Here is a 24,225-nt window from a genome sequence, read left to right on the forward strand (position 1 = left end):
ATAAAGAGGGAAACTATTTTAAAAGCAGTGAAGAGGGTAGTAGGAAATGCATGTTGCTATTGTCATTCTAACCATTTTGGCTTCGTTCAAGTGGGCTGATTGGAAATCTTGGAGAAAGTATCATGCAAGTATGTTTTTTGTTTCAACTGGCGGCTTAATGTACGAATATATTGTTAAAGAAAACACTTTATGGAAGTTTCATCCTGATTTTTTATATGGACATGAAATGGTTGTCCTGGTTTATGCGATTATTGCGATGCCCGTTAGCATCTTACTATTCCTCTCCCATTTCCCAAAAACTTGGATTAGGCGGTTTTTCTACATATTGGTTTGGTCTGGTATATATATTTTTATTGAGTGGGTCTTACTGGTGTTTGGAAGAATCTCTTATCAGAATGGATGGAAATTTTGGTATTCTTTTTATTTTGATATTGTTATGTTCTCCGTCATTGCCCTGCATCAGTATAGACCCTTTAGAGCCTACATCATCTCGATACCAATTATCCTTTTCTTGATTATTTACTTTGATATTCCTTTTAAGTTTGTTAAATAACCAAAAATCCCACTTATCTAGAATGGTTTTTGTTTGATAGCATTATGTTTTAACAAAATCAATATAAAAAAAAGGAAACTCGGATGCACAACCCTGGAGTTTCCTTAAAGAAAGGTATTAGGCAAATTTATTGTAGTATTTAAGTATGATCTATTTCAAGCACCTTGCTAGGTTATCTGACATGATATTCCGATTTGCAATCACTTAAAATCAGAGGAATCGGTGTAATCATAACGGATCCCGTCTCTTTGGGCTTCTGTTATTTCTTTTACCTGCTCCGGATTAGATTGTTGAACTTCTTCGTTACTTCTTTGTTGATTAGTTTGCTGCCTATTATTTGACTTCATCAAATTAACCCCCTTATTTCAATTTTCACCCCCATATTATAACTTGAAAATTTAATAATTATTCAGACCAGCATTTTTCGAGAAGTTTAACATTTAAGGTAATTAATAACTTGTGATTTTGGAGAAAATAAAGAAGTTGTCATAAAAGAAAAATAGACCGTGCAGCTTTTAAATAAAGGAAGTTTTTTAATGGAAAAAATAAAAATTAATTCCTATCAAATGTTTGTCTTAGTAGTCCAGTTTGAAATGGGTAGTGCTATTCTATTTGCTCCAGGATCACAAGCGAAACAGGACGCTTGGATTAGTATTCTGCTTGGATTAGCAGGGGGTCTAGTCCTTTTTTTAGTATATTTTCGTCTCTATAAATTCTTCCCTAATGTCCCACTGACTAGTTATCTTCAAATATTAGTCGGAAAATGGGTGGGACGGTTTATCGGATTTTTATATGTCCTGTATTTCACGTATCAAGCAACAAGAATATTGCGTGATTTTGGTGAGCTTTTACTAACGTCGATTTATACGAATACTCCATTGTTTATCATCAATTCACTAATGTTATTAACCATGATTTATGGGATTCATAAGGGACTTGAGGTTCTTGCAAGAGTTTCCGAGTTGTTTTTTATCTTTATCTATTTGTTTGCATTAGCGGGCTTTTTGGTGATTATGTTTTCTGATTTGATCCATTTAGAAAACATCAAACCGATTCTAGAAAATGGGGTAGAGCCTGTCATTAAAGCTTTCATGCAAACGACGCTTTATTTCCCATTTGGAGAAATGGTTACCTTTACGATGCTTTTACCGTTTTTAAATAATCAAAAAAAAGCAAAATGGGTGTGTCTAGGTGGAATGCTATTAGCAGGTATTAATATTGTGATTACTTCTGTAGTCAATATTTCTGTTCTTGGAGTAGATTATTTCACACGTTCTACTTTTCCACTGTTATCAACCATTAGTAAAATTCATTTTACGAATTTTTTAGAAAGATTAGATGTATTCTATATTCTTTATGTAATCATAGGGGGTTTTTTTAAAATTACGATCTTTTTTTATTGTGCGGTATATGGTGCTGCTGATATCTTTAAAATTGAAGATCATCGGAAGTTGGTTTTTCCGGTAGGGGTTATTATCTTATTTGGCTCTATTACCATTGCAGCTAATTATTCGGAACATATCAATGAAGGAATGAAGTATATTCCATTCATTTTACATTTACCATTTCAAATTATTATTCCGATTGCACTGTTGATTATAGCTTTTTTTCGATTTAGTAAAAGAGATAAGTAATTAGCGGAGGGATAATTTCCCTCCATTTTTTACTGTTAAATATATTTTTTCATCATCAATCGCTGATGATGTATAGTTAAAAAAATGGCAGTTCCTTTCCAGGCTGAACAACGACACGATTATATACCGGGGACTTTATTAAATAAATTGTCTTTTTGTTCCTCTCCTCTGTCTTGAGTATTTCCGTCCCGTTTTTCATTTAAAAGATCAGAAATCTCCTTACGAGTAATCGGTTGAGCATGTTCCATCAGTTCAAAGCCTAATCCACCATCAGATTCAATCGTAGCGGTTTTTATATTAGCTATATAAGCGATGCCTTTTTGACGGAGTTTCATCTCCAGCTGTTCTGTTGTCAATCGTAATTTTTTTAAGTTATCTTCAACAATTCCTCCATCACGGATGACGACAGTTGCACTCCCGATTAAATATCGTTGGATTTTTTTAAACCTCATCTGAACATATTGAACCAAAATTAAGTAAAGGATGAAAAAAGTTAAAATAATTATAATTTGCCAGAATTTATGTTCTTTTATCGCATGTCCCATCGTTGTTCCGATTGCTAAGATTATAATGACTTCGGAATTCGTCATTTTAGCCATAGATTTTTTTCCGGCAATCCTAAGTAATAGAGTACTTATAAAAAGTAAACCTAACGCTTCCCCTAGAAATGTTATATTCATTTACCCACCTCATTTTGTATGTAGGTTTTCCAGTATCATCTGACATTATTTAAGAATGTACAAACATCGTTTTTACAATGATTGTTTTTTCAAAATAAACAGTTATTTTTCTTTTGTTAAGAGAAGATAACATTTCCTTTAAGAGTCAGTAACTAACCGTTATATCGACAAATTCTTAAAATTATTCCTTTATAATGGCATCTTAGGGAAGGAAGCCATGCAATTTAAGTGTGTTTAGACCACGCAACGTAATTAAGCCAAGGGTTCCACAAACTTCATACTTCTAATTTCTCATCCAGTTACATACCTTCCTTCATGCAGCAAAAAATCAAATCAAAATGAAACAAGTATTTCACAGGAGGTCCTTTCAAGTGGAAAATTTACTACGTAAAGCAGTCCAAACTAAAAGACAATTTCTCATTAATAAGCTTATTCAATCCGGTGTATATAAGAAAAATAATAAACATTTATATGAATGGACGTTAACCGAATTAGAGCAGGAGTATAACGCAAGCATATCCGACAATAAAAAACTAATAGTTAAATAAGAAAGGAGAGATTGGATGCTAAACAAACAGAGAATTGCATTAATTGGTGCTGGTTCCATGGCTGAGGCGATGATTTCTGGAATGATAAGATCTAAAAGAATTCCACCTAATCAAATTCTTGTTACCAACCGTAATAATTCCGATAGATTAGCTGAATTAGAGAAGACATACGGAGTAAGAGGAAATCAAAGAGGAGATTTAAATCTGAAGGTAGTAGACATCATCATTCTAGCTATGAAGCCAAAGGACATAATGGAAGCATTACGGTCGATAAAAAATGAGTTACACCCACATCAATTAGTGATTTCGGTCGTGGCTGGGATAGCAACGTCAATCATAGAAGATCACCTGTTGGAGGGTCAGCAAGTCATTCGCGTAATGCCCAATACATCTTCCATGATTGGAGAATCCGCAACAGCTTTTGTCTCAGGTAAAAATACAAGTACAGCTTCTGTAATGGTGGCCGAAGAATTATTAGCCTGCATGGGAACCATTTATCGATTGGATGAAGGGAAAATGGATATTTTTACTGGGATTGCCGGAAGTGGGCCCGCCTATGTTTATTACCTAATGGAACACATTGAAAGGGCAGGAAAAGAAGGCGGGCTTGATGCTAAGACAGCAAGACAAATTGGGGTCCAGACCATTTTAGGGGCTGCCAAAATGATGATGCAGCAAAATGAAACACCTGCAGAATTGCGGGAAAAGGTAACCTCACCAAACGGGACAACAGCAGCCGGCCTTGAAGCCTTAAAAGTCCATGGAGGCGGCAAAGCTATTTTTCAAGCCATTAAGGGAGCCGAACAACGCTCAAAAGAATTAAGTTGGCAAATCCAAGAAATGATTAGTGAAAAATAGGAGTGATTCGATGACAATTGACTCGAAAAAGCGAGTTGTCATAAAAATTGGGAGCAGCTCACTTACGAGCCGACATGGGGAAATCAGCCGTAGGAAGCTAGAAAAATTAGTTGAAGAAATTGTTCAGTTAAAAGATGAAGGCCATGAGGTTTTATTGGTGTCATCGGGTGCCGTAGCAGCTGGCTACCGGAAACTTGGCTTAAATGAAAAACCGAACACCTTACCGGAAAAACAAGCATCTGCTTCGATTGGTCAGAGTTTGTTGATGGAAGTGTACTCAGAGTATTTCCTCTCACACGGCTATGTTGCTTCACAAATTTTAATCACTAGAGATGATTTTTTAAATGAAGATCGCTATAACAATGCCAGAAATACAATCAATCTTTTATTGGACCACGGAATCGTCCCCATCATTAATGAGAACGACACGGTGACTGTCAATCGCATTCGTTTTGGTGATAATGATACCCTTTCTGCTAAAGTTGCCGCACTAATCGATGCGGATATGCTCATTATTTTATCTGACATAGATGGGCTTTATGATGGTGATCCCCGTAAACATCTTCATACCAAGCGATTAGAGCATGTTCATGAAATTACCCCTAGTATAGAGGCGGCGGCAGGTGACTCTGGGAGTGCAGTTGGAACCGGTGGAATGAAATCTAAAATGGACGCCTTTAAAATTGCGATGGCATCGGGAATTCCTGCGTTTTTAGGAAAAGCAGGGACACCGAATATTTTACGAGATGCTGTGATGCAAAAAGCCAAAGGGACCTATTTTACTTCAAACAAGAAATTCATTAGACTAAACTCCAAAAAACAATGGATTGCCTTTCATTCAGGACCGCGAGGAGAAGTGATGGTTGATGAAGCAGGAAAAGTTGTTATTGTCGAGAAAAAGGGATGCTTACAATTGGCTAATATTAAGGATGTAAAAGGACATTTTAACAAGGGTGAGGTTGTTAAAATTTTACATCAAAACGGTAAGGAAATTGGTCTTGGGATCATTAACTATTCCTCCGAGCAATTAGCCGATCCTAAAGATCTCTCGGAAAAGGAGTCAATACCTGCGGTCGATAGTAATCATTTGGTTTGTCATCTGGGAGTTTCTACACCAATTAATATTTAATGAGGGATTGGATGACTTTTATCAGAGATAAGATAGCGATAAATAAAATAGGATCTCCACTCAAAAGCTTTATGCCCACAGTACATTAACGACTTTAAAATAGGTCAAGTGAGATAACTAAAGCTATCAAATATAGTTGCCGATCAGTCAACTGTAGGCCTTGTTTCGCTCCAAGAGCGTGCAAGGCCTTCTTTGTAGAAAAATGACCGCTTTACGTTTCCATATAATTAACCATCATAAGGACTAGTTAGACGAGGATATATTGGTTATAGGAGCACAATATTTAAGTAATTTATTTTATTGTAATGATGTAAAAAGCTGTAACGAAGGAGGGGGGCTTCCATTGCGAATAAGGCATCTATCACCTGACAATATAGGCGGGGTTACAGCCATTATTCTCGGCGCTCTGTCCATCTATGAATCGCTAAGGCTATATCCTTACAGCAATAAAATTCTCACTGGGGACCACACTTTTCCTGGGCTAATAGGTGTTCTTCTTGTCATATCAGGGGTAACCCTAATTTTTAAAAGAAATAAAAAAGAAGAGAATGAACAGACCCTGCCTAAAGGAAGAATCGCATACATGATGTTAGGCGCGATTGGGATCCTATTGATTTATTGTCTTATCATTGATTTCATTGGTTACTTTTTCAGTACACTGCTCGCGTTCATCTTCCTCATAAAACTCATTGGAAATTATCGGTGGATCTTCTCAATATTTATTTCACTAATCTTCACAACAGTTTTGTACTTATTATTTATAGTTCTTCTCAAAACACCATTTCCAGGTATTCAATTACCATTTTAAGAAGGGGTGAAACATAAAAATGGAATCCATCATGTATCTTTTACATGGACTAAATGAAGTCCTTACCCCTTTCAATTTATTGATTGTCCTATTGGGATCGGTTCTAGGAACCATTGTTGGCGTCCTCCCTGGTCTTGGGCCGACATCGGCGATTGCGATCCTCTTGCCAATGACCACGATCCTAGAGCCGGCACAAGGAATTATGATGATGGCAGGAATTTATTATGGGTCGATGTATGGAGGATCAACTACGGCCATTTTAATGAATATTCCTGGAGAGGCCTCCTCCGTACCCACCACATTGGATGGGTACCCATTGGCTAAAATGGGAAAAGGCGGGGCTGCCCTCGGTGTGGCCGCCATTGGCTCCTTTATTGCCGGAATCATTGGATTAATTGGTCTTGTTTTATTTGCGCCTATTCTCGCAGATCAAGCGCTAAAGTTCGGACCGCCAGAGTACTTTACGCTAATGCTCATTGCTTTGTTTATTTTATTTAATCTAACTGGGTATTCCTTTACAAAATCCATCATAATGGGATTGTTTGGTTTTTTAATTTCCTTGGTTGGGATTGGGGTTTCAAGCGGTTTGCCAAGATTTAATTTTGGGTTTAATGCTTTGACTGGCGGATTTGAAATGATTAGCGTGATTATCGGACTATTTGCCATCACTGAAGTTTTAAAAGGTCTCGAGGAGAAACGGGTGAGTATCAAACATGCAAAAATTAAAAATGCTTATCCAAATAAGGAAGATATGAAAAAGAGTTTCTTTCCTATTATTAGAGGTAGTTTATTAGGGTTTTTTCTAGGAATATTACCTGGTGTTTCAGCAACGATTACTTCTTTCCTTTCGTATGACTTGGAAAAAAAGGTGTCTAAAAATCCGAGAAAATTTGGCAAGGGAGCCATTGAAGGGGTGGCGGGACCGGAATCAGCCAATAATGCCACAAGCTCAGGGGGATTTATCCCTTTATTGGCACTAGGGATCCCGGCATCACCGCCTCTTGCCATTTTGTTAGCAGCATTAATGATTTACGGTTTAACTCCAGGTCCAGTTCTCTTTGAACAAAACAGCCAGCTGGTGTGGACGGTGATTGCGAGTATGTTTGTTGGCAATGTGATTCTACTAATATTGAATCTACCGTTGATTGGGTTATGGGCTAAGCTGACAGAAGTGCCATTTGGAATATTAGGACCTGTAATTTTAATGGTAAGTGTATTAGGAGCTTATTCTGTTCGAAACAGTATGTTTGATGTCATCGTCTCTATCGTTTTTGGAATATTGGGATATCTATTCCATAAATTTCAATGGCCCATTATCCCGTTTGTTTTATGTTTAGTGCTTGGTCCGAAAATGGAAAGTTCCTTTATCCAATCGTTAGAAATATCTTCAGGCAATTTGTTGATCTTTTTCCAAAGGCCGATTTCATTAACGTTACTTATATTGGCGGGGATATTTCTCATCTTCTCGATATTTTTAATGAGACGTACGAAAAAGCGGATTCTTCAGGAGACGGGGGAAAAGATGGAATTTTAGATGGGAGGAATGACGATGAAGAAGAATTTTTCAGGAATACTTTCAACACTATTACTGTTAATGGTAGTTTTGACAGGGTGTTCATCTAACAATAACAGAACCAGCTCGGGCGGAAAAACGGCGGATTCCTATCCGACAAGGCAAATCGAATTGGTTGTTCCCTTTGCAGCAGGGGGCGGTGTGGATTTAGCTGCGAGAGCCGTTGCTGAATATTTGAGCAAAGAATGGGGGGAATCTGTGGTTGTTACAAACAAACCGGGCGGCGGGGGGATTATAGGAGCACAGTACGCCTTAAAGGAAGCAAAGGCGGATGGTTATACCGTGTTAGTGAATAATAATTCCTCAACAACGATGTATGAAGCAGGAAATTCCAATCCAACTTTAACCGCAAAAGATAATCTATTTATTTCCCGGGTGGCGGAAGGTACACTGGCATATGCTGTAAAAGCCGATGCGCCTTGGAATAGTTTTAAAGAGTTTACAGACTGGGTCAAGAAAAATCCAGAAAAACTAACATGGGCCAGCGTCGGACCAGCAGGTTTCTCCGCTTTTGGGGTTGCTGAATGGCTTGATGCCATCGATGTGGATTATACGAAAACGAGTATGGTATCTTCTGAAGGGGCTAGTGACTCCACCGCAAAGGTCGCTGGTGGTCATGTTATTTTGGCAGTTCACACAGTAGGAGAATTATATTCCCTTGCAGAGTCTGGAAAAATTAAAATTCTTGCCGTTCAATCTTCCGAACGCAGTCCACTTTTCCCGGATGTTCCGACAGTGGAGGAGGAAGGCTTTAAAGGATTAACAGTGAAATGGTGGACTGGATTATCGTTTGCAGCTGGAACACCAGATGAAATTGTGAAAAAGTGGGATCAAGCGGTTGCGAAAATGGAAAAAAACGAGAAGTTTATGAAAGAGTTAGAGAAAATTAAATTGGATCCTTCCTATCTAAATTCAAAAGATTTTACGAAAGCGGTGAAGGAAGAAACGGAGAGGTATACGGAATTGGCTGAAAAGACAGGGATACGGAAATAAAGGGAACAAGGGGACGGTTCTCATGCTTCACAAGCATGAAAACCGTCCCCTTTGCTCTCAACTAATCTCATTCATTCGTTAACTTACTCTTCCGTCTTCCATAGAACAAGTAGATTACGAGTCCAATTACCATCCATATTACAAAGCGGATCCAGGTAATCGGTGGTAGACTAATAATCAGATAGATTGAAAATCCAATCCCAATCAGAGGGATAACCGGTACAAATGGAGTGCGAAATTTTCTTTCGAGTTCTGGACGTTTTTTCCGCAACACCATAATGGATGAACAAATAAGAATAAAGGCAGACAAAGTGCCGATGTTAACCAGTTCCGCCACTTCACTAATCGGAGTCAATCCTGAAACCAGTGCAGAAATTGCACCAATAATTAATGTTGGACGATATGGTGTTTTATACTTTGTATGAACTTTTGCAAACCATTTTGGCAGCAACCCGTCACGGCTCATCGAGAACCATATCCGTGATCCCGCGAGCATAAATGAAAATAATACAGATAATATACCGGCAATTGCAGCTACAGAGATAATAAACGTAATCCAATGCAAGCCAACATGACTAAATGCTTTTGCAATGGGTGCAGCATTATTAAGAGTATCATAGTGAGCCATTCCCGTAATCACAAGGGACATGCCGATATATAAGCAAAGTGCAATACCTAATGAAAAAACGACCGCTCTTGGTAAGTCACGCTGCGGATTTTTGGATTCCTCTGCCGCGGTCGTTAGTGTATCATAGCCGAATACAGCAAAGAAGACTAGGGCAGCACCCCCCATGACACCGTGAAAGCCAAACGGCATAAAGGGATGCCAGTTAGCGGGTTCTAAATAGAATGCACCAACCACGATTACAACAAGTACAATACTTAATTTAATAATAACCATTAGATTATTAAATCGTGCGCCCCATTCCATCCCAAGCGTAAGTAGTCCGGCAATGGCCAAACTGATGATCATGGAAATCAAGTCAATTCTATGACCAGCACCAGTCCCTGGTGCACCCTGTGCCCACACTGGCAAATGAATGCCAATCTGAGTCAGGATTTCTTGCATATACCCTGACCAGCCTATCGCCACAACGGCAATGACTAAGGTATACTCGAGAAGCAAATCCCAGCCAATCAGCCAGGCGGCTCCTTCTCCTAATACCGCATAACTATACGTATAGGCACTGCCTGCGACCGGGATTAAGCCGGCAAACTCTGCATAACATAAAGCAGCGGCAGCACTGGCCAGACCAGCGATCATAAATGATAAAATAACAGCAGGTCCCGCATGCTCAGCAGCAGCTACCCCGGTAAGCACGAAAATCCCAACTCCGATTATACCACCTAAACCAATCGCCGTAAGTTGCCAGAGTCCTAGTACGCGCTTAAGACCGGAGTTCTCAGTACTTTCATTTTGTAGTTCATCAATTGACTTTTTCCTTAAAAAAGGATTCATAGTTGCCTCCTTATTTCTCTTTCGAAAGTAACAACCTAGTTTGCAGAAAGAGGTTTTGGGTTTAAATCACCCTATGTTCTCCAAAAAGTATTTATACAACAATATCTTAAAACTAATAATTTTGTAAACAGAATGTAATCGTAAACTATTATTTCCAGTAAAAACCACAAGACATTTGTAAACGCTTCCATTATAATAAAAGTAGCTAATAGGAGAGGGGATACAACCAATGGAACTTTTAATCGAACAATGTGAACATAACAAGTCTGAAGAACCATGTGAAAAGTGTACTCCGAAAACTGAAAGGGAAGAAAGTATCGATACTTCAGAATATGATTATCATAAAAGACTGTGGTTTTAATAGTTTGAGTGATTCAAATTATTAACATTCCATCATATGAAAAACTAGGGAGAACGGTCATTTTGGCCGTTTTTTTGTATGGGGATAACAGATCAACCAATTAAAAATTCCTAGCCAAGCTTCTTCCTGCTGGAATGAGCCTGGCCAAGAATTATTTCATATCTTTATCTGCATTCTCATACTTTTCATTGTGCATGTGGTCAACGTATTCATCTGAAAGTTCGCCGACATGAAGCATTTCTTCCCCTTCGTCTAAAACATATCCAGTATCAAAGAAATCTGATGGGACAGTAAAATCAATTAATAGCTCTCCGGATTTGCTGTAAATACTGGCAAATAAATTGCTGGGAGCTTCCTTCATTTTAAGAAGATCTTTTAAGGTTACATTTTTGTTATTAATGCTAAATTTAACATTAATCTCATATAAATTAATGGTTTGGTTCAAAATTTCTACCAACTCATTCAATTCTGCATCGGAAAGTTCAGATGTATCTGCCACATCATAAAATTTTTCCATTTGTGAATCCAGAATTGACATCTGGTCTAATTGGTTCTTGTTGTTCTCCTCGACAAGAGACAAATAATTAAAGAATTTCTCTGTCTCTTCCTCTGTAATGCCTAACCTTGCAAGCTCCGTTTCAACGTCGGCCATATAAGTATCATGGTTCACATAAAAGTCAAGCGACGCATCTAAATCCTCGATAAACTTATATTCATTCAAGGAGTCTCCGAAATGATCCAACAAATCGTTAAGTTCTTTTTCTGTTAAATCATAGTTCGTTAATAACTCCTGTAAATTTTTCGAGTTAATTGGGGTACCCATAATCATTTTTAAATCTTCTACTGTGCTGAAATCATCTAAAGGGATTTCATAATAGGCTAAGTAATCCAGTAATTCCTGTTTTGTCCACCCGAGTTCGGTTAAATATTGATTTATTTCGTTTTCAGGAGGAGCAGCTTTTGCTGCTGGTAAATGAAACAGGAAGGGGAATGAAAGCAAGCACACCAACAAGGCTTTTATATAGATCATTGATTACCTCCTTTATCTGCGATGCAATAGTATTTTTCCCTGTAATTAAGATATTAAGAATGAAAATTTTTACCTATAGGATGAAAAAATATGAATAAAACTACTTCGAAAGAAAATACTATGAGTAAAAAATTTGGAGTGTGTGCTCCCATGGGGTTTGCTTTTTATTTCTTTGTGTCTTGGCTTATCATCGTTATCTTTACATTCATGAGAAAGGGTTTATCTTTTATTGAGAATTCATTTATTATCTTGCTGATTCTTATCATTAGCATAAATTTTTCATGGATTACATCTGCGGAGTTAAACCTAATTGAACTTTCGACTCGGCCTATAAACTATACTGCTTTTATGCTTAACAGAAGTATTAACATTCCATTTGTCATCATTATTGCACTTAATTTAATAAAGAGCATTAATTCCACCGGCAGATCCGTACTCATTACAGTTTGTTCCATTTTAGTACTAGTTATCTTAGCAAGATTGGGATCTACTTTTGAGATAACCCATCGGGAAAAATGGAGTATTTTGAACGATTTTATCTACGTTGTTTTACTTCATATTTTTGCCTTTATTACTTTGAAATTTTATCGAGGGTCTAAACAAAGTGAGGCGATTAGCTGATGAGAATGTGGGAGAGTTTTGATAAAAATGAAATTTCTCTTTTGATCATTTTGGCAGTTGCCTATATGGCCTATTTGCTATTTCATAGAAGAGTTAACCCACAAATTAGAAAACTGGGTTTACTTTGGGGAATAACGATAGGGATTTTATTTGATTTCACCATCGGTGGAGGATTACTTGACTACTATAGAATCAATGACTCAAATCATTATGAAGTGTTTGATGTTTTTTATTATCTAGACTTTGGACCTTTTGGATTTTTCTTTTTTTATTTCTATGAAACCTTTCGCATACATAAAAAGACATTTATTTATTACACAGTGGCTTGGGCCATAATCGGAGTAGCTGCTCAGTGGCTGTTCACCTGGCTTGATATTATTACACTTCAAAAAGGCTATCATTTAGCCTATTCGTTTCCTATTTTTCTAATCGTACAAACTGCTACAGGTGCTTTTATTGACCAAGTAAAGAAAAGGGAACAAATTCTAGTGAAAAACTAATCCTTAACTGGAACAGAGAAAAATAGAGCTGCCATTGGCAGCTCTTATGTTTAAAGCAGTTATGCGCTGACTTTATGTGTAACGTGGCCAGTTTCTTTTTTAGCGATTTTTCTGAAGAAAGGTACAACCCATCTGTCTAAACCAATTCTACCAGCGTTGTAGCCTGCTGTTAGGATAATGAAGCCTAAGAAAATGTCTCTAGGGTTATGAGATACCGTTCCTGCTAGGAAGAAAGTGAAGTTCATCACTAGACCAAAGAACATGGCAGTAGTTGTTAAGCATCCTAAGATTAAGCCTAAACCAATTAAAGTTTCTCCAACAGGTACAATGACGTTGAAAATGTCAACGTTTGGAAGAGCAATGTGCTTTAAGAAGTCAACATACCAGCCAAATACGACAGCGCCGTCTGGACCTTTTACTGGATTTGCTATCGCTCCTTTTAAGAATCCAGAAGCATCAAATCCGCCGCTAGTTAATTTTCCAATTCCTGCTGTGATCCAAGAGTAACCAAGATATAAGCGTAAAACAGTTAGGATGACAGCTGCAATTTTATTCTCTCTTAAAAATTTGTTAAACATAAATGATTCCGCCCTTCTTCATTTGTTTTTGTTCTTTATGGTTATAATATATACCTTTTGAAGGTATATAACATATATATGTGAATAAATTCACAATTTGTTAAAAATGTTTTGACGGAAATTTGAACGAAGCCTTTGTGCAAACCAGAAGAGGCCAATTGTAAAAAAGAGGGTTAGCCTGTTTCCTAATAATCACTTTATATATCCCTAAAAGTTTTTGTCAGATGTTTTCATTCATTTTATAAATGATTGTAGAAGTGGCTTCTAGAACTGTGGAATAATAGTTTCACAAAAATTTCCTTTGTTTATTAATATTATTTCGAAAATCTCCCAACAATAATAAAAAACAGCAAATTGGGGGGGAATATGCATTGGGTGGTCCGTTAGAAAGGGATCAGGTCATTCTGATTGTAACGTCTCTAATTATTGGGACATTGGCACGTATAATCACAATTAAAGAAGATTTTAGGCAATATCCAAGTTATCCTAATGGTTATTTAATCCATTTAGTATTAGGTTTTGTTGCAGCAGCTTTAGGAGCTGTCGCGATCCCCGCATTAATGACGAAAAACTTTATTGCGGTGACATTTTTAACCTTAGCCATCCAGCAATTTAGAGATGTGAGAAAATCTGAAAGGGAAAGTTTAAAAGACTTAGAAAACACCGAATTTGCCTATCGTGGCGACGCTTATATTGATGGGATTTCAAAAACCTTTGAGTCCAGAAATTACTTTTCCCTGCTTGTAGCTTTAGGCTGCGCTATTACTATTCAACTTGTCGATAGTAAATCGAGCCTAATCAATATTATTTCCGGGGCCATTGTTGGTTTTATTCTAATTTATGTATTGAAACGTTTTTCAAAGGGAAAAACCATCGGTGATATTTCTGATGTAAAAGAAGGAAAAATCGAAGTCAAGAATCATGAACTTTTTGTGGACGGAATCTACGTTTCTAACTTGCTAGGCACAGAAAATGCATCTCAGTTGTTTCAAGAGGAAGGTAGAGCTGTGGTCATCTATCCTAAGCAAGAGCATTTTCGTGTCACCCTTGAGAACTTTGGCCAAAGGCAGGCAGCACTATTTGAAGCGACAAAAACTTTAGGTGTAAAGCGATATCATTTTACCCGGCGAGATTTTAATGATGGCCGAGTGGTCATCGCTTTAGTGCCGATTATAAATGATATTGATGGGTTAATTGAAGTAGTAAAGAAAACACCGCTGCTTGAAAGCAGTAAGAAAAGTCCTGCTGTCATGAAATCGAATATGGTGGGGAGGGAATAACGGTGGGACGCGAAGCTGGTACCAAAGTGAATTATGATATCCTCGCTCTTGTGACGTTGAATAAGGATCGAATCTTGGGGGGGAAACAACTGACCCTGTTGGCTAGTGATGAAGAAGAGCAAAAAACAATGACAGCTGACATTGCTAAGGCGCTGAAGGCAGATGTGGTGAAGATGACGTCGGGCGATTATTTGGTTATAAGAGGATAAGAAATGCGTTAAGGCCTTTATCTTGGAGTATTTAAGATAGGGGCTTTATTATGAATAATAATGTAGTGCAGACAAACCAGACGAACCATGGGAACTTTCTTTATGAATGCTCTATGTGGACAACATCAAGCAATAAACCACAAACATTTTCCGCATGACCGCTTCATGAGGACAAAATCCAGCGGTATACCATAAACTTTGTCCGCATGAATGCTTCATGAGGACAAAATCCAGCGGTATACCATAAACTTTGTCCGCATGAATGCTTCATGAGGACAAGAATCAGCGCCAAACCTCAAACTTTGTCCGCATGAATGCTTCATGAGGACAAGAATCAGCGCCAAACCTCAAACTTTGTCCGCATGACCGCTTCATGAGGACAAGAATCAGCGCCAAACCTCAAACTTTGTCCGCATGACCGCTTCATGAGGACAAGAATCAGCGCCAAACCTCAAACTTTGTCCGCATGAAGCTTCTATGAGGACAAAATCCAGCAAGCGACCATAAACACATACCGCATGAACCACACAGGAGTACAAAAATTCTTGGAGAAACTATGAAATCTGTTCATATACATATCCTTCGTTCCATTATCAATCTATTAATAGTATAATAACTTTAAAAATATGAACTAGGTGAAAATCAGTTTATATACCAAAAGCATTCGAGGTTAACGATAAAACTAAATTATATGATTTTATTAAAAATAACAGTATTGGAATACTCTTTTCACAAGAAGAAGACGGTCCATTCGCAACACATTTACCGCTTGTATTAAATGAAAAAATAGGCGAACCTGACATATTACTAGGGCATATGGCAAAACCAAACTCTCACTGGAAGAACCTAAACCATAAAGAAGTTCTTATAGTATTCTCTGGACCGCATGCCTATATATCACCAACTTGGTATAAGGAGGAGCATACAGTACCAACTTGGAATTATACAGCTGTCCATGTCTATGGCATAGTTGAAATCAACTTTATGGAAAAGACTGTTGCTTTTTATGAAAGATCCATGTCTAAACCATGGACTGTTTCATTAAAAGATAAATTCATTGACGGCTTAATGCACGGCATAGTTGGTTTTGAAATCACCATAAACAAATTTGAAGGAAAGTGGAAGTAAATCAAAATCACTCTCCTGAAAGACAACAAAATGTAATAAAAGGTTTAAGAACCATGAATCAATATGATTCTGCTAAAATAGCAAATCTAATGGAAGATAACTTAAAGACTAAAAATGGTTGATTAATTAGGAGGAGATTACATGATATTAGAGGCCGCCATGCTTCAGGTTAAAACCGGACTGGAAGAGGACTTTGAAAAAGCATTTCGCCAGGCATCGGAAATTATTTCTTCAATGAAGGGATACATATCTCACGAATTACAGCGTTGTATAGAAGTTCAGGGCAAGTACTTACTTTTGGTTAAATGGGAAACGTTAGCAGATCATACAGTAGGATTTCGGGAGTCAAAAGAATATCAAGAATGGAAAAAACTATTACATCATTTCTATGATCCATTCCCAACCGTTGAACATTTTGATCAAATCCGACTTTAATCTCAGTGCAGATTCATAAGATAATAGGTTAATATTTCCAACGTTTTGTGTTAAAATCAACCTAATTCTTTTAACGAGGTGAGTTAGGTTGAGTCGAGCTGAGCAGAGTATGAAATTAGAGTTGGAACGAATCGTCTTTATCGGACGAACATTTGAAGAGTATATAGATATGTTTTCTCTTTCAAATGAGGAACTTAAGGGTAAGAAAATATTGGATTGTCCAGCAGGGGCCTGTTCTTTTACAGCAGTTGGGAGCAAATGCGGACTGAATGTAACAGCTGCTGACATCGCCTATTATTATCCCGGTGATGACTTGAAAAATAAGGGCCTTAGGGACATTGAACATGCAATGGAGCAGATGGAAAGATCGAAGAGAAATTATATTTGGAATTACTTCAAAGATGTGGAAGACCTTAAGAAACATCGTTTATCCGCACTAAAAGATTGTACAAACCATATGAAGAAATCCAGTGTAAGCTACGTGCCAGTAACATTACCTTCTTTACCGTTTAAAGATGAAGAATTTGATTTATTATTATCTGCACATTTTCTATTTATGTACGCAGACCGGTTAGAATATAAATTTCATCTAAAAACGCTAGATGAGTTATTGCGAGTGACTAAAGAGGAAATTCGGATATTCCCGTTAGTGGATTTGGAAGGTAAACGTTATGAACATTTAGATAAAGTGATAGAATATCTAACTATTCAAGGCTGCGTTGTTGATGAAGTAAAGGTACCCTATGAATTTCAAAAAAATGCTAACTCGATGTTAACCATTAAAAAAGCCGGAAATAGAATCTTTTTATAAATTGAGGTGATTTGGTGATTTTAGTTAGCTCGTGTTTAGCCGGTTTAGAAGTTAGGTACAATGGGACTCATTGTCTTGATGAGAAAATACACGAATTGATTGAGAAGAAACAGGCTATAACTGTTTGTCCAGAGTTGCTCGGGGGGTTATCCACCCCAAGAGAACCAGCAGAGATCATTGGAGGTAACGGCGGAGACGTGCTCGATGGGCAGGCTAAAGTAGTGAATCAATCTGGCAAGGATGTAACTGAACAATTTGTAAAAGGGGCCTATGTTACTCTAAAACGTGCCCAAGAACTTAATGCAACTGTGGTCATCCTAAAGGAAAATAGTCCGTCTTGTGGAAGTTCGATGATTTATAATGGAGAATTTAAAGGTGAGAAAATCATCGGGGAAGGGGTAACAGCAGCTCTACTAAAAAGAAATGGTATTAAAGTGGTTTCTGAGAAAAATCTTGCTGAATTTCTAGATGGAAAAATGTGATTTATTAGTACTTTTTCACTCAGAGCTACAATCCCTTAAGGGGTTTCGCTTAGTTTTGCAGCAGTAAGCCAATGTAGACCTTTCTACATTGGCTTTTGCTATGATTTATTACTAAGAAGTCTACGTAACATTCCTGCCTGATTTTCCCTACTTTTGTCGAGGTATGATATATCCATTAGTAACCTTATCAAATCCAATATGCGGATAGTATTCCATCGCAATTGGAGAGGCCAGCAGCAATAAGGTTACTTCTTCACCAATCCGTTCTTGTACTAATCGAACCAATTCTCTGCCAATTCCCCGATGTTGATACTCCTGATCAACCGCTAAATCAGATAAATAACAACAGTAGCTGAAATCCGTAATCGCTCTAGCGACTCCTACTAGTTTATCCTCATCCCAAGCTGAAATAAGAATATCGGCATTTTCAATCATTCTTTCTAGACGAGGTAAATCTTCATAAGGTCTTTTTAGTCCTGACAAATTAAACACACTTGATAATTCTGCAGCATTAATTTTTGCATTCACCTTATAGTTCAAATCGGACATATCTCTCCATCCCTTCAACTTTTATATTTTTGATTATAATTAAAAGCTGATATGCCCAAAAGGGTCAGTTATAATATATTTAACCATGCCAGTAGCTGTAGAGGAGTGCACAGATCGGATGATTGAAATCACCTTAGTTTTAGAGAAAAAGAGTGGAGAACCGTTATATCTGCAACTCTATCAATATTTTAAACAAGAAATACAAAGTGGAAGAATTGGACATGGTGTCAACCTTCCATCGAAACGGAAGCTGGCTCAACATCTTGGAGTGAGTCAAAATACAGTGGAAACCGCGTACCAACAATTATTGGCAGAAGGGTACGTTGAGAGTATACCGAGAAGGGGGATCTTTGTAAAAGAAATACAACAGGATCTAATAATAACCCCTAATATAGTTTCAACCACTAGTAAAAAGGTTCATAAACAGGAAAGTGATTCGTATCTTGTTGATTTTAGCCATGGACGAATTGCCTTAGACCATTTTCCCTATACCACATGGAGAAGGCTTACTATTCAAAGTCTTTATGAAGAACAAAGTTCATTTTTCTTAAATGGTGAGCGTCAAGGGGAATACCCGCTTCGGGAAGAAATTGCGAAATATTTATATCAATCAAGAGGAGTAAGGTGTGTACCAGAACAAATTATTGTAGGGGCAGGAACGCAATATTTACTTGGATTATTAACAATGATTATTGGGAGAGATGCCATTTTTTCAATGGAAGAACCCGGCTATCATCGATCAAGGGAGGCTTTTAAAGATCAAGGGGTTACTCTATTACCTATCCCTCTGGATGATGACGGAATTAGCATGAAACATTTAACCAATAGTCACGCACAAATAACCTATGTAACCCCATCTCACCAATTTCCAATTGGAATGGTCATGCCCATTACGAGAAGAATGGAATTATTAAAATGGGCGGAGGGGAACGGCAGATACATTATTGAAGACGATTATGACGGAGAATTCCGCTATAAAGGAAAACCGATTCCCTCTTTGCAAGGATTAGACCTTAATGATAAAGTGATTTATTTAGGCACATTTTCTAAATCGTTGATTCCCTCGATAAGGATTAACTATCTGGTGTTGCCACAAAGCTTACTTCAAAAGTATAACGAACAATTTTCCCTTTATAAGCAGACAGTTTCTCGTTTGCATCAGCATACACTATGGAAATTTATGAAAGATGGACATTGGGAGAGACATCTAAATAAGATGAGAACGGTTTACCGTAAAAGGCAGCATACATTGATCAGTTCAATTAATAGAATTTTTGGTGGACAAGCCACAATTATTGGTGATGATTCAGGTTTGCACATATTATTACGTGTTCAAAATGTTATGTCGGAAAAACAATTAATTGAAAGTGCTAAGGAGTTTAAAGTGAAAGTCTATCCAACTTCTGTTTATTTTCAGCAGGCTATGCCAGACAAAGGACCTATGATTCTATTAGGTTTTGGCGGATTAACAGAAAGTGAAATAGAAGAAGGTATCCAATTATTGAAAAATGCTTGGAATTTAGGTTGAATTCCAAGCATTTTTTTACTTCTTCCATTTTTGAAGCTCATTTACTGTAATGAATTGGTATCCTTGTTTAGATAATGATTGTAATATCCCCTGGACAGTTTTTAGTTCTTCGCCGGTTTGATCGTACATGGGATGGATCAGGATAATCGAGCCAGGCTTTACAGTCTTTTTTACATAATTGACTTTATTCGTTGTAGAAGAGTAGTAGGTGTCAGGCTCTAAATTCCAAGTGATTGTATCTCTATTATTTTCTGATAAGTAATAAGGTAATCCTATAAGTTTTTTGCCATTGGGAGGCCGGAAATCAATTTCACCTTTATAGCCTGCTTTTCTAATGAGTTTGTCTGTTTTTTCTATTTCCTCTCTGATGAAAGAAGGGGATTTAAAAACCATTCGCTGATGGGAATAAGTATGATTTCCAACTTGATGCCCCGCATCAACAATCTTTTTTGCTTCTTCTGGATTTTTTTCAATCTCATTACCGATTAGGAAAAAGGTCGCTTTTGCATTGTATTGCTCTAACAGTGGAAGGATTTTGTCGATATTATTTGTTGGCCCATCATCAAAGGTTAAAGCGACGACCTTTTGATTGGTTTTCACCTGATCCGTTAGTCCCCCGAAGAGCTGGAAGGTTCTTGAATTCATTAACTTATAAGTACAGAATAATAGCAGGAAAACAAATAGAACACCTGTTCCAATCCATATTAATTTCTTTTTCATACATAATCCCTTTCTTATTACTGCTATTTATTCGAAGAAAAAGTCCGAATCTTATTTGATAATCCTAATGTTTTGTTGAGATACCAAAAATTGGTGTAACCTTATAGTATTTTGGAATTTTACTATAATAATTTCCGGTTCCCCTTTTATAGCGGTGCCTTTTGTGAAAAGCTGCTTCCTTCTAGAAGATACTCTTGGCATCCGCTGGCAACTGTCTAATGTGTTGAAGGTATTGAGTCATATTGATATCGTCTTGATCTTGATAGGTGAATAATAACTGGTCCGCTACTTCTTTCGCTAATGCTCTAAATAAATGACAGGTGACAAAGATGGAATCCCAAAAGTCCTCATAGTCATGATCGGAATACGTCTGTTCATACATTCCCCAATAAGATTCAGGCAGGTATTGTTTAAAGTACTTTCCCATCTTGCCTGGCGATACTTGAAAATCATGTTTCATACCTATCCACCACGCAGCCATTTTAGCTAATCTGGGTCTGATATACATTTCAAACATCTGTTTTGCGTAAGGTAATTCATCACGCCAGATTCCTTTTGCCACGTTTTGCAGGCACCACCAAAAGTCATTACAGTCATTCAGAAAGCCCTGCTCGCTAGGCTTTTTAGTCCAATAATCTTGGTCTGAAGGGGCAGGGATACTGGGAAGGATGTTGTCTTTATCCAAAAGGGGTTTCGTTAAGGGATCGTTCTTATAGTTCTCTAACATTTTTTCCTTTGTTTCAATGTGTAAATCGACCCGATTTCCGTCTTGGAACAGCATTAAATAGCCATACGACTTATCAAAGTCCGCTTCCTTGCCTGCAAGCTGGTCCATTTTATCGGGTTCTTGAATCATGATTAATTCTCCAAAAATATCAATCCAGTTAACCTCGTTAATGAAAGAAGCTGTTTCAGTCACCACAAAGACCATATCATAATCCTGAAAAATATCCTTTGGAGCATTTGGATTGGTCCGTGAGCCATTCATATATATGGCTCGTATTCGCTCGTCTTTTTGTGCGATGCCCATTATTAACTCATACATTTCTTTTTCCGTTCGCATGTTTTTCACCTCGTCATCCACTTCATCACTATTTCTATTTTTAAAGTGATAATTCCTCTTAATTTTTTTACACTGTGTTCAAAGTCTCAATTTTCTCAAAAAAATTTTAACAAAAAATGTAATCGTTATCAGCCTTGTTGTGACTGAATTTCACCTTGCTTTAGAGAGTTAATGCAATGAAAATAGTATGGCAGAAAACCTTCCAAACTCATGTTATTAAAGCTCCCATCATGATATAAAATACACATGCAACAGTTTAGGGAGGGAATTACACTTGATTAAACAAAAACTAATACTTGTAGGAAATGGAATGGCAGGGGTCCGTGCCATTGAAGAAGTGCTGAAACTTAACCGGGAAGATTTTGAAATTACGATTTTTGGAAGTGAACCATATCCAAACTATAACCGAATTCAGTTATCAACGGTTTTACAAGGAGGTACTTCCGTTAAGGATATCACATTAAATGACGATCAGTGGTATGAGGACAACGGAATCACTCTTTTTACCGGGGAAACGGTTGTTTCCATTGATAAGGAAAGACAAGTGGTTATGACGGATAAAGGAAGAATCGAACCGTATGACAAATTGATCCTCGCAACCGGATCGAATCCGTTCATGCTGCCTTTACCAGGGGCAGATAAAGAAGGCGTTACAGCCTTCCGGAATATTAAAGACTGCGAACAAATGATTGAATATTCAAAACAATATAAAAAGGCTGCCGTTATTGGTGGAGGACTACTTGGACTTGAAGCCGCTCGTGGATTATTAAATCTAGGGATGGAAGTCGACGTCATTCACATCTTTGACTACTTGATGGAACGACAATTAGACCGTACCGCAGGGAAACTTTTACAAAAGGAACTAGAAAAACAGGGGATGAATTTTCTACTAGAAAAACATACCGCTGAGATCCTCGGTAAGAAACATGTAACAGGCATTAAATTCAAAGATGGCAGTAAGATTAAAGCCGATTTAGTTGTCATGGCGGTTGGGATTAAACCCAATATTGAATTAGCTCAAAAAGCCGGACTATCGGTTAACCGCGGAATTGTCGTGAATGATTATTTAGAAACGGATACTCCTGATATTTATGCAGTTGGGGAATGTGCAGAACATCGCGGTACTGCCTATGGCTTAGTAGCACCGCTTTATCAGCAGGCCCAAGTGTTAGCAAAGCGGATTTGCGGAATAGAGGAGGAAGGTTATCAGGGTTCAGTCCTTTCAACTCAGCTAAAAGTATCCGGTGTTGATGTATTCTCATCTGGAAAAATCAATGAGGACGAGGATACAAAGGTATATAAAATGTACGATGATTGGAGCGGGGTTTATAAAAAAGTTCTAATTGAAAATGGGAAAATCGCTGGCGCTGTACTGTTCGGCGATACAAAGGATGGGAATCAACTCTTAGGTCTCATTAAAAAAGGTGCAAGTATCGAGGAGTATTTAGAGACCTCAAAAAGTCAATCGTCAGAGGTTAGTCTTGTTGCCGAGATGGCCGATGAAGAAATCATTTGCGGCTGTAATGGTGTCAGCAAAGGTACCATTGTTGAAGCGATTCGAACTCAAGGTTTAACTTCGGTTGACCAAGTAAAGGGCTGCACCAGTGCTTCCCGTTCATGCGGCGGTTGTAAATCATTAGTGGCCGATTTGTTAGCCTGTACACTAGGTGACCAATTTAAGGCAAATGAAAAAGAAGCGATTTGTAGCTGTACAACATTATCCCGCGATGAAATTGTAGAAGAAATTCGTGCGAAGCGATTGACACATATCCGTGAAGTTATGAATGTCTTAGGTTGGAAAACAGATGGATGTTCCAAGTGTAAGCCGGCTCTAAATTACTATCTGGGAATGATTTATCCAACGGAGTATCAGGATGAGAAAGAAGCTCGCTTTGTAAATGAGAGGCTGCATGCCAATATCCAAAAGGATGGCACTTACTCAGTTGTACCGAGAATGTATGGCGGAGTAACGACGTCTAATGACTTACGAAAAATTGCGGACGTTGCCGATAAATACCAAGTTGGCACCATCAAGGTGACTGGTGGTCAGCGAATTGATTTACTCGGCGTGAAAAAAGAAGATTTACCGAAGATTTGGGCAGAACTTGATATGCCATCTGGATCGGCATATGCGAAAGGACTTCGAACTGTAAAAACTTGTGTTGGTGAAAGTTACTGCCGCTTTGGTACACAAGATTCGATTGGCTTAGGAATCCGATTGGAAAAGAAATTCGAAGGCTTAAACACTCCTCATAAAGTTAAAATGGCGGTCTCCGCTTGTCCGAGGAACTGTGCCGAAAGCGGGATTAAAGACGTTGGCGTTGTTGGTACGGATGGGGCATGGGAAATGTATGTAGGTGGAAATGGAGGTACCCATCTTCGTGCAGGTGATTTGTTATTCAAGTTCAAAACGGATGATGAGCTTGTCGAAATGATCGGAGCATACCTCCAGTATTATCGTGAAACAGCTAATTATTTAGAAAGAACTTCTGCCTGGGTGGACCGACTTGGACTAGATCATATAAGGGAAGTCCTTTCGGATGCTGAAACTGTTAAAATGTTGAACTTCCGTATTGAAGAGGCACTTTCGATTGTTCAAGACCCATGGAAGGAAGCCATTGAGAATAAAACACTTTTAAGAGACCTTTATGAGACGGTAAAAATTCCAACAGGTGTTAAATAGAAGGGGAGTTGC

General features: G+C 37.8%; 27 protein-coding genes. 19 read left to right on the forward strand and 8 right to left on the reverse strand.

Features of this window, described 5'->3' with window-relative positions:
• The first annotated feature begins 46 nt into the window (after window positions 1-46).
• Window positions 47-553 (forward strand): CBO0543 family protein, encoded by a 507-nt coding sequence (locus M3226_RS20010; RefSeq protein WP_251568733.1) that lies wholly within the window; start codon window positions 47-49, stop codon window positions 551-553.
• 200 nt (window positions 554-753) lie between these two features.
• On the opposite strand, the gene M3226_RS20015 is transcribed toward M3226_RS20010, so the two are convergent.
• Entirely contained in the window at window positions 754-900 is a 147-nt protein-coding gene (locus M3226_RS20015; protein ID WP_251568735.1) for a hypothetical protein, read from the reverse strand.
• A gap of 189 nt (window positions 901-1,089) precedes the next feature.
• Between M3226_RS20015 and M3226_RS20020 the strand changes: the two genes are divergently transcribed.
• Window positions 1,090-2,187 carry a GerAB/ArcD/ProY family transporter gene (locus M3226_RS20020; protein ID WP_251568737.1) on the forward strand — a complete coding sequence of 366 codons (1,098 nt, stop codon included), beginning with the start codon at window positions 1,090-1,092 and terminating at the stop codon, window positions 2,185-2,187.
• 119 nt (window positions 2,188-2,306) lie between these two features.
• On the opposite strand, the gene M3226_RS20025 is transcribed toward M3226_RS20020, so the two are convergent.
• Window positions 2,307-2,867: a DUF421 domain-containing protein gene (locus M3226_RS20025; RefSeq protein ID WP_251568739.1), complete on the reverse strand. Its 561-nt coding sequence runs from the start codon at window positions 2,865-2,867 to the stop codon at window positions 2,307-2,309.
• 338 nt (window positions 2,868-3,205) lie between these two features.
• On the opposite strand from M3226_RS20025, the gene M3226_RS20030 reads away from it, so the two are divergent.
• From M3226_RS20030 to M3226_RS20055, 6 genes are all read left to right on the forward strand, one after another.
• Window positions 3,206-3,415 (forward strand): Fur-regulated basic protein FbpA, encoded by a 210-nt coding sequence (locus M3226_RS20030; RefSeq protein WP_285857921.1) that lies wholly within the window; start codon window positions 3,206-3,208, stop codon window positions 3,413-3,415.
• 15 nt (window positions 3,416-3,430) lie between these two features.
• Window positions 3,431-4,273, forward strand: a complete 843-nt coding sequence (gene proC, locus M3226_RS20035) for a pyrroline-5-carboxylate reductase (protein WP_251568752.1) — start codon at window positions 3,431-3,433, stop codon at window positions 4,271-4,273.
• 10 nt (window positions 4,274-4,283) lie between these two features.
• Window positions 4,284-5,402, forward strand: coding sequence for a glutamate 5-kinase (proB, locus tag M3226_RS20040; RefSeq protein ID WP_251568758.1), 1,119 nt, complete (start codon window positions 4,284-4,286; stop codon window positions 5,400-5,402).
• Window positions 5,403-5,745: 343 nt separating this feature from the next.
• Entirely contained in the window at window positions 5,746-6,210 is a 465-nt protein-coding gene (locus M3226_RS20045) for a tripartite tricarboxylate transporter TctB family protein (protein WP_251568759.1), read from the forward strand.
• Window positions 6,211-6,229: 19 nt separating this feature from the next.
• Entirely contained in the window at window positions 6,230-7,744 is a 1,515-nt protein-coding gene (locus M3226_RS20050; RefSeq protein WP_251568760.1) for a tripartite tricarboxylate transporter permease, read from the forward strand.
• Between the two features lie 15 nt (window positions 7,745-7,759).
• Window positions 7,760-8,776 carry a tripartite tricarboxylate transporter substrate binding protein gene (locus M3226_RS20055; RefSeq protein ID WP_251568761.1) on the forward strand — a complete coding sequence of 339 codons (1,017 nt, stop codon included), beginning with the start codon at window positions 7,760-7,762 and terminating at the stop codon, window positions 8,774-8,776.
• Between the two features lie 67 nt (window positions 8,777-8,843).
• Here the strand turns inward: M3226_RS20055 and M3226_RS20060 are convergent, their stop codons facing one another.
• Window positions 8,844-10,235: an amino acid permease gene (locus M3226_RS20060; RefSeq protein WP_251568765.1), complete on the reverse strand. Its 1,392-nt coding sequence runs from the start codon at window positions 10,233-10,235 to the stop codon at window positions 8,844-8,846.
• A 229-nt stretch (window positions 10,236-10,464) separates the two neighbouring features.
• On the opposite strand from M3226_RS20060, the gene M3226_RS32280 reads away from it, so the two are divergent.
• Window positions 10,465-10,596 carry a hypothetical protein gene (locus tag M3226_RS32280; protein ID WP_285857922.1) on the forward strand — a complete coding sequence of 44 codons (132 nt, stop codon included), beginning with the start codon at window positions 10,465-10,467 and terminating at the stop codon, window positions 10,594-10,596.
• Between the two features lie 151 nt (window positions 10,597-10,747).
• On the opposite strand, the gene M3226_RS20065 is transcribed toward M3226_RS32280, so the two are convergent.
• Complete coding sequence (locus M3226_RS20065) at window positions 10,748-11,626, reverse strand: processed acidic surface protein (protein ID WP_251568772.1); 879 nt, start codon at window positions 11,624-11,626, stop codon at window positions 10,748-10,750.
• 90 nt (window positions 11,627-11,716) lie between these two features.
• Between M3226_RS20065 and M3226_RS20070 the strand changes: the two genes are divergently transcribed.
• Together M3226_RS20070 and M3226_RS20075 are read left to right on the forward strand one after the other, a co-directional pair.
• A complete protein-coding gene (locus M3226_RS20070; protein ID WP_251568773.1) occupies window positions 11,717-12,247 on the forward strand; it encodes a hypothetical protein in 531 nt (176 codons plus the stop codon).
• Window positions 12,247-12,747 carry a hypothetical protein gene (locus tag M3226_RS20075; protein ID WP_251568781.1) on the forward strand — a complete coding sequence of 167 codons (501 nt, stop codon included), beginning with the start codon at window positions 12,247-12,249 and terminating at the stop codon, window positions 12,745-12,747. Before M3226_RS20070 ends, M3226_RS20075 begins: the two co-directional genes overlap by 1 nt.
• A gap of 59 nt (window positions 12,748-12,806) precedes the next feature.
• On the opposite strand, the gene M3226_RS20080 is transcribed toward M3226_RS20075, so the two are convergent.
• Entirely contained in the window at window positions 12,807-13,325 is a 519-nt protein-coding gene (locus M3226_RS20080; protein WP_251568783.1) for a DoxX family protein, read from the reverse strand.
• A 371-nt stretch (window positions 13,326-13,696) separates the two neighbouring features.
• On the opposite strand from M3226_RS20080, the gene M3226_RS20085 reads away from it, so the two are divergent.
• The 6 genes from M3226_RS20085 (at window position 13,697) to M3226_RS20110 (ending at window position 17,670) form a co-directional block, all read left to right on the forward strand.
• Window positions 13,697-14,605 carry a YIEGIA family protein gene (locus M3226_RS20085; RefSeq protein ID WP_251568796.1) on the forward strand — a complete coding sequence of 303 codons (909 nt, stop codon included), beginning with the start codon at window positions 13,697-13,699 and terminating at the stop codon, window positions 14,603-14,605.
• A 2-nt stretch (window positions 14,606-14,607) separates the two neighbouring features.
• Window positions 14,608-14,814, forward strand: a complete 207-nt coding sequence (locus tag M3226_RS20090) for a capping complex subunit for YIEGIA (protein WP_251568798.1) — start codon at window positions 14,608-14,610, stop codon at window positions 14,812-14,814.
• A 699-nt stretch (window positions 14,815-15,513) separates the two neighbouring features.
• Window positions 15,514-15,942 (forward strand): FMN-binding negative transcriptional regulator, encoded by a 429-nt coding sequence (locus M3226_RS20095; RefSeq protein ID WP_251568912.1) that lies wholly within the window; start codon window positions 15,514-15,516, stop codon window positions 15,940-15,942.
• 141 nt (window positions 15,943-16,083) lie between these two features.
• Complete coding sequence (locus tag M3226_RS20100; protein WP_251568810.1) at window positions 16,084-16,377, forward strand: antibiotic biosynthesis monooxygenase family protein; 294 nt, start codon at window positions 16,084-16,086, stop codon at window positions 16,375-16,377.
• A gap of 88 nt (window positions 16,378-16,465) precedes the next feature.
• Complete coding sequence (locus tag M3226_RS20105; protein WP_251568812.1) at window positions 16,466-17,188, forward strand: class I SAM-dependent methyltransferase; 723 nt, start codon at window positions 16,466-16,468, stop codon at window positions 17,186-17,188.
• Between the two features lie 14 nt (window positions 17,189-17,202).
• On the forward strand, window positions 17,203-17,670 hold the full coding sequence (locus M3226_RS20110) for a DUF523 domain-containing protein (protein WP_251568820.1): 468 nt from the start codon (window positions 17,203-17,205) through the stop codon (window positions 17,668-17,670).
• A gap of 147 nt (window positions 17,671-17,817) precedes the next feature.
• Here the strand turns inward: M3226_RS20110 and M3226_RS20115 are convergent, their stop codons facing one another.
• Window positions 17,818-18,219, reverse strand: coding sequence for a GNAT family N-acetyltransferase (locus M3226_RS20115; RefSeq protein ID WP_251568822.1), 402 nt, complete (start codon window positions 18,217-18,219; stop codon window positions 17,818-17,820).
• 118 nt (window positions 18,220-18,337) lie between these two features.
• On the opposite strand from M3226_RS20115, the gene pdxR reads away from it, so the two are divergent.
• On the forward strand, window positions 18,338-19,747 hold the full coding sequence (pdxR, locus tag M3226_RS20120) for a MocR-like pyridoxine biosynthesis transcription factor PdxR (protein ID WP_251568829.1): 1,410 nt from the start codon (window positions 18,338-18,340) through the stop codon (window positions 19,745-19,747).
• Between the two features lie 15 nt (window positions 19,748-19,762).
• Here the strand turns inward: pdxR and M3226_RS20125 are convergent, their stop codons facing one another.
• Together M3226_RS20125 and M3226_RS20130 are read right to left on the reverse strand one after the other, a co-directional pair.
• Window positions 19,763-20,467 (reverse strand): polysaccharide deacetylase family protein, encoded by a 705-nt coding sequence (locus tag M3226_RS20125; protein WP_251568835.1) that lies wholly within the window; start codon window positions 20,465-20,467, stop codon window positions 19,763-19,765.
• 181 nt (window positions 20,468-20,648) lie between these two features.
• The gene (locus tag M3226_RS20130; protein WP_251568842.1) at window positions 20,649-21,530 is read right to left on the reverse strand and encodes an aminoglycoside 6-adenylyltransferase; all 882 of its coding nucleotides are present in this window, start codon (window positions 21,528-21,530) and stop codon (window positions 20,649-20,651) included.
• Window positions 21,531-21,804: 274 nt separating this feature from the next.
• On the opposite strand from M3226_RS20130, the gene nirB reads away from it, so the two are divergent.
• Complete coding sequence (gene nirB / locus M3226_RS20135) at window positions 21,805-24,213, forward strand: nitrite reductase large subunit NirB (RefSeq protein WP_251568854.1); 2,409 nt, start codon at window positions 21,805-21,807, stop codon at window positions 24,211-24,213.
• The last annotated feature ends 12 nt before the right edge of the window (window positions 24,214-24,225 follow it).

Source organism: Neobacillus cucumis (genome assembly GCF_023715505.1).

Coding starts and splice junctions, on each gene's coding strand:
- M3226_RS20055 (WP_251568761.1), top strand. CDS start 7,760: ATGAAGAAGAATTTTTCAGGAATACTTTCAACACTATTACTGTTAATG.
- M3226_RS20030 (WP_285857921.1), top strand. CDS start 3,206: ATGAAACAAGTATTTCACAGGAGGTCCTTTCAAGTGGAAAATTTACTA.
- M3226_RS20015 (WP_251568735.1), bottom strand. CDS start 900: ATGAAGTCAAATAATAGGCAGCAAACTAATCAACAAAGAAGTAACGAA.
- M3226_RS20130 (WP_251568842.1), bottom strand. CDS start 21,530: ATGCGAACGGAAAAAGAAATGTATGAGTTAATAATGGGCATCGCACAA.
- M3226_RS20080 (WP_251568783.1), bottom strand. CDS start 13,325: ATGTTTAACAAATTTTTAAGAGAGAATAAAATTGCAGCTGTCATCCTA.
- M3226_RS20010 (WP_251568733.1), top strand. CDS start 47: ATGCATGTTGCTATTGTCATTCTAACCATTTTGGCTTCGTTCAAGTGG.
- M3226_RS20020 (WP_251568737.1), top strand. CDS start 1,090: ATGGAAAAAATAAAAATTAATTCCTATCAAATGTTTGTCTTAGTAGTC.
- M3226_RS20100 (WP_251568810.1), top strand. CDS start 16,084: ATGATATTAGAGGCCGCCATGCTTCAGGTTAAAACCGGACTGGAAGAG.
- M3226_RS20070 (WP_251568773.1), top strand. CDS start 11,717: ATGAATAAAACTACTTCGAAAGAAAATACTATGAGTAAAAAATTTGGA.
- M3226_RS20115 (WP_251568822.1), bottom strand. CDS start 18,219: ATGTCCGATTTGAACTATAAGGTGAATGCAAAAATTAATGCTGCAGAA.
- M3226_RS20050 (WP_251568760.1), top strand. CDS start 6,230: ATGGAATCCATCATGTATCTTTTACATGGACTAAATGAAGTCCTTACC.
- M3226_RS32280 (WP_285857922.1), top strand. CDS start 10,465: ATGGAACTTTTAATCGAACAATGTGAACATAACAAGTCTGAAGAACCA.
- M3226_RS20075 (WP_251568781.1), top strand. CDS start 12,247: ATGAGAATGTGGGAGAGTTTTGATAAAAATGAAATTTCTCTTTTGATC.
- M3226_RS20025 (WP_251568739.1), bottom strand. CDS start 2,867: ATGAATATAACATTTCTAGGGGAAGCGTTAGGTTTACTTTTTATAAGT.
- M3226_RS20065 (WP_251568772.1), bottom strand. CDS start 11,626: ATGATCTATATAAAAGCCTTGTTGGTGTGCTTGCTTTCATTCCCCTTC.
- M3226_RS20060 (WP_251568765.1), bottom strand. CDS start 10,235: ATGAATCCTTTTTTAAGGAAAAAGTCAATTGATGAACTACAAAATGAA.
- proC (WP_251568752.1), top strand. CDS start 3,431: ATGCTAAACAAACAGAGAATTGCATTAATTGGTGCTGGTTCCATGGCT.
- M3226_RS20125 (WP_251568835.1), bottom strand. CDS start 20,467: ATGAAAAAGAAATTAATATGGATTGGAACAGGTGTTCTATTTGTTTTC.
- pdxR (WP_251568829.1), top strand. CDS start 18,338: ATGATTGAAATCACCTTAGTTTTAGAGAAAAAGAGTGGAGAACCGTTA.
- proB (WP_251568758.1), top strand. CDS start 4,284: ATGACAATTGACTCGAAAAAGCGAGTTGTCATAAAAATTGGGAGCAGC.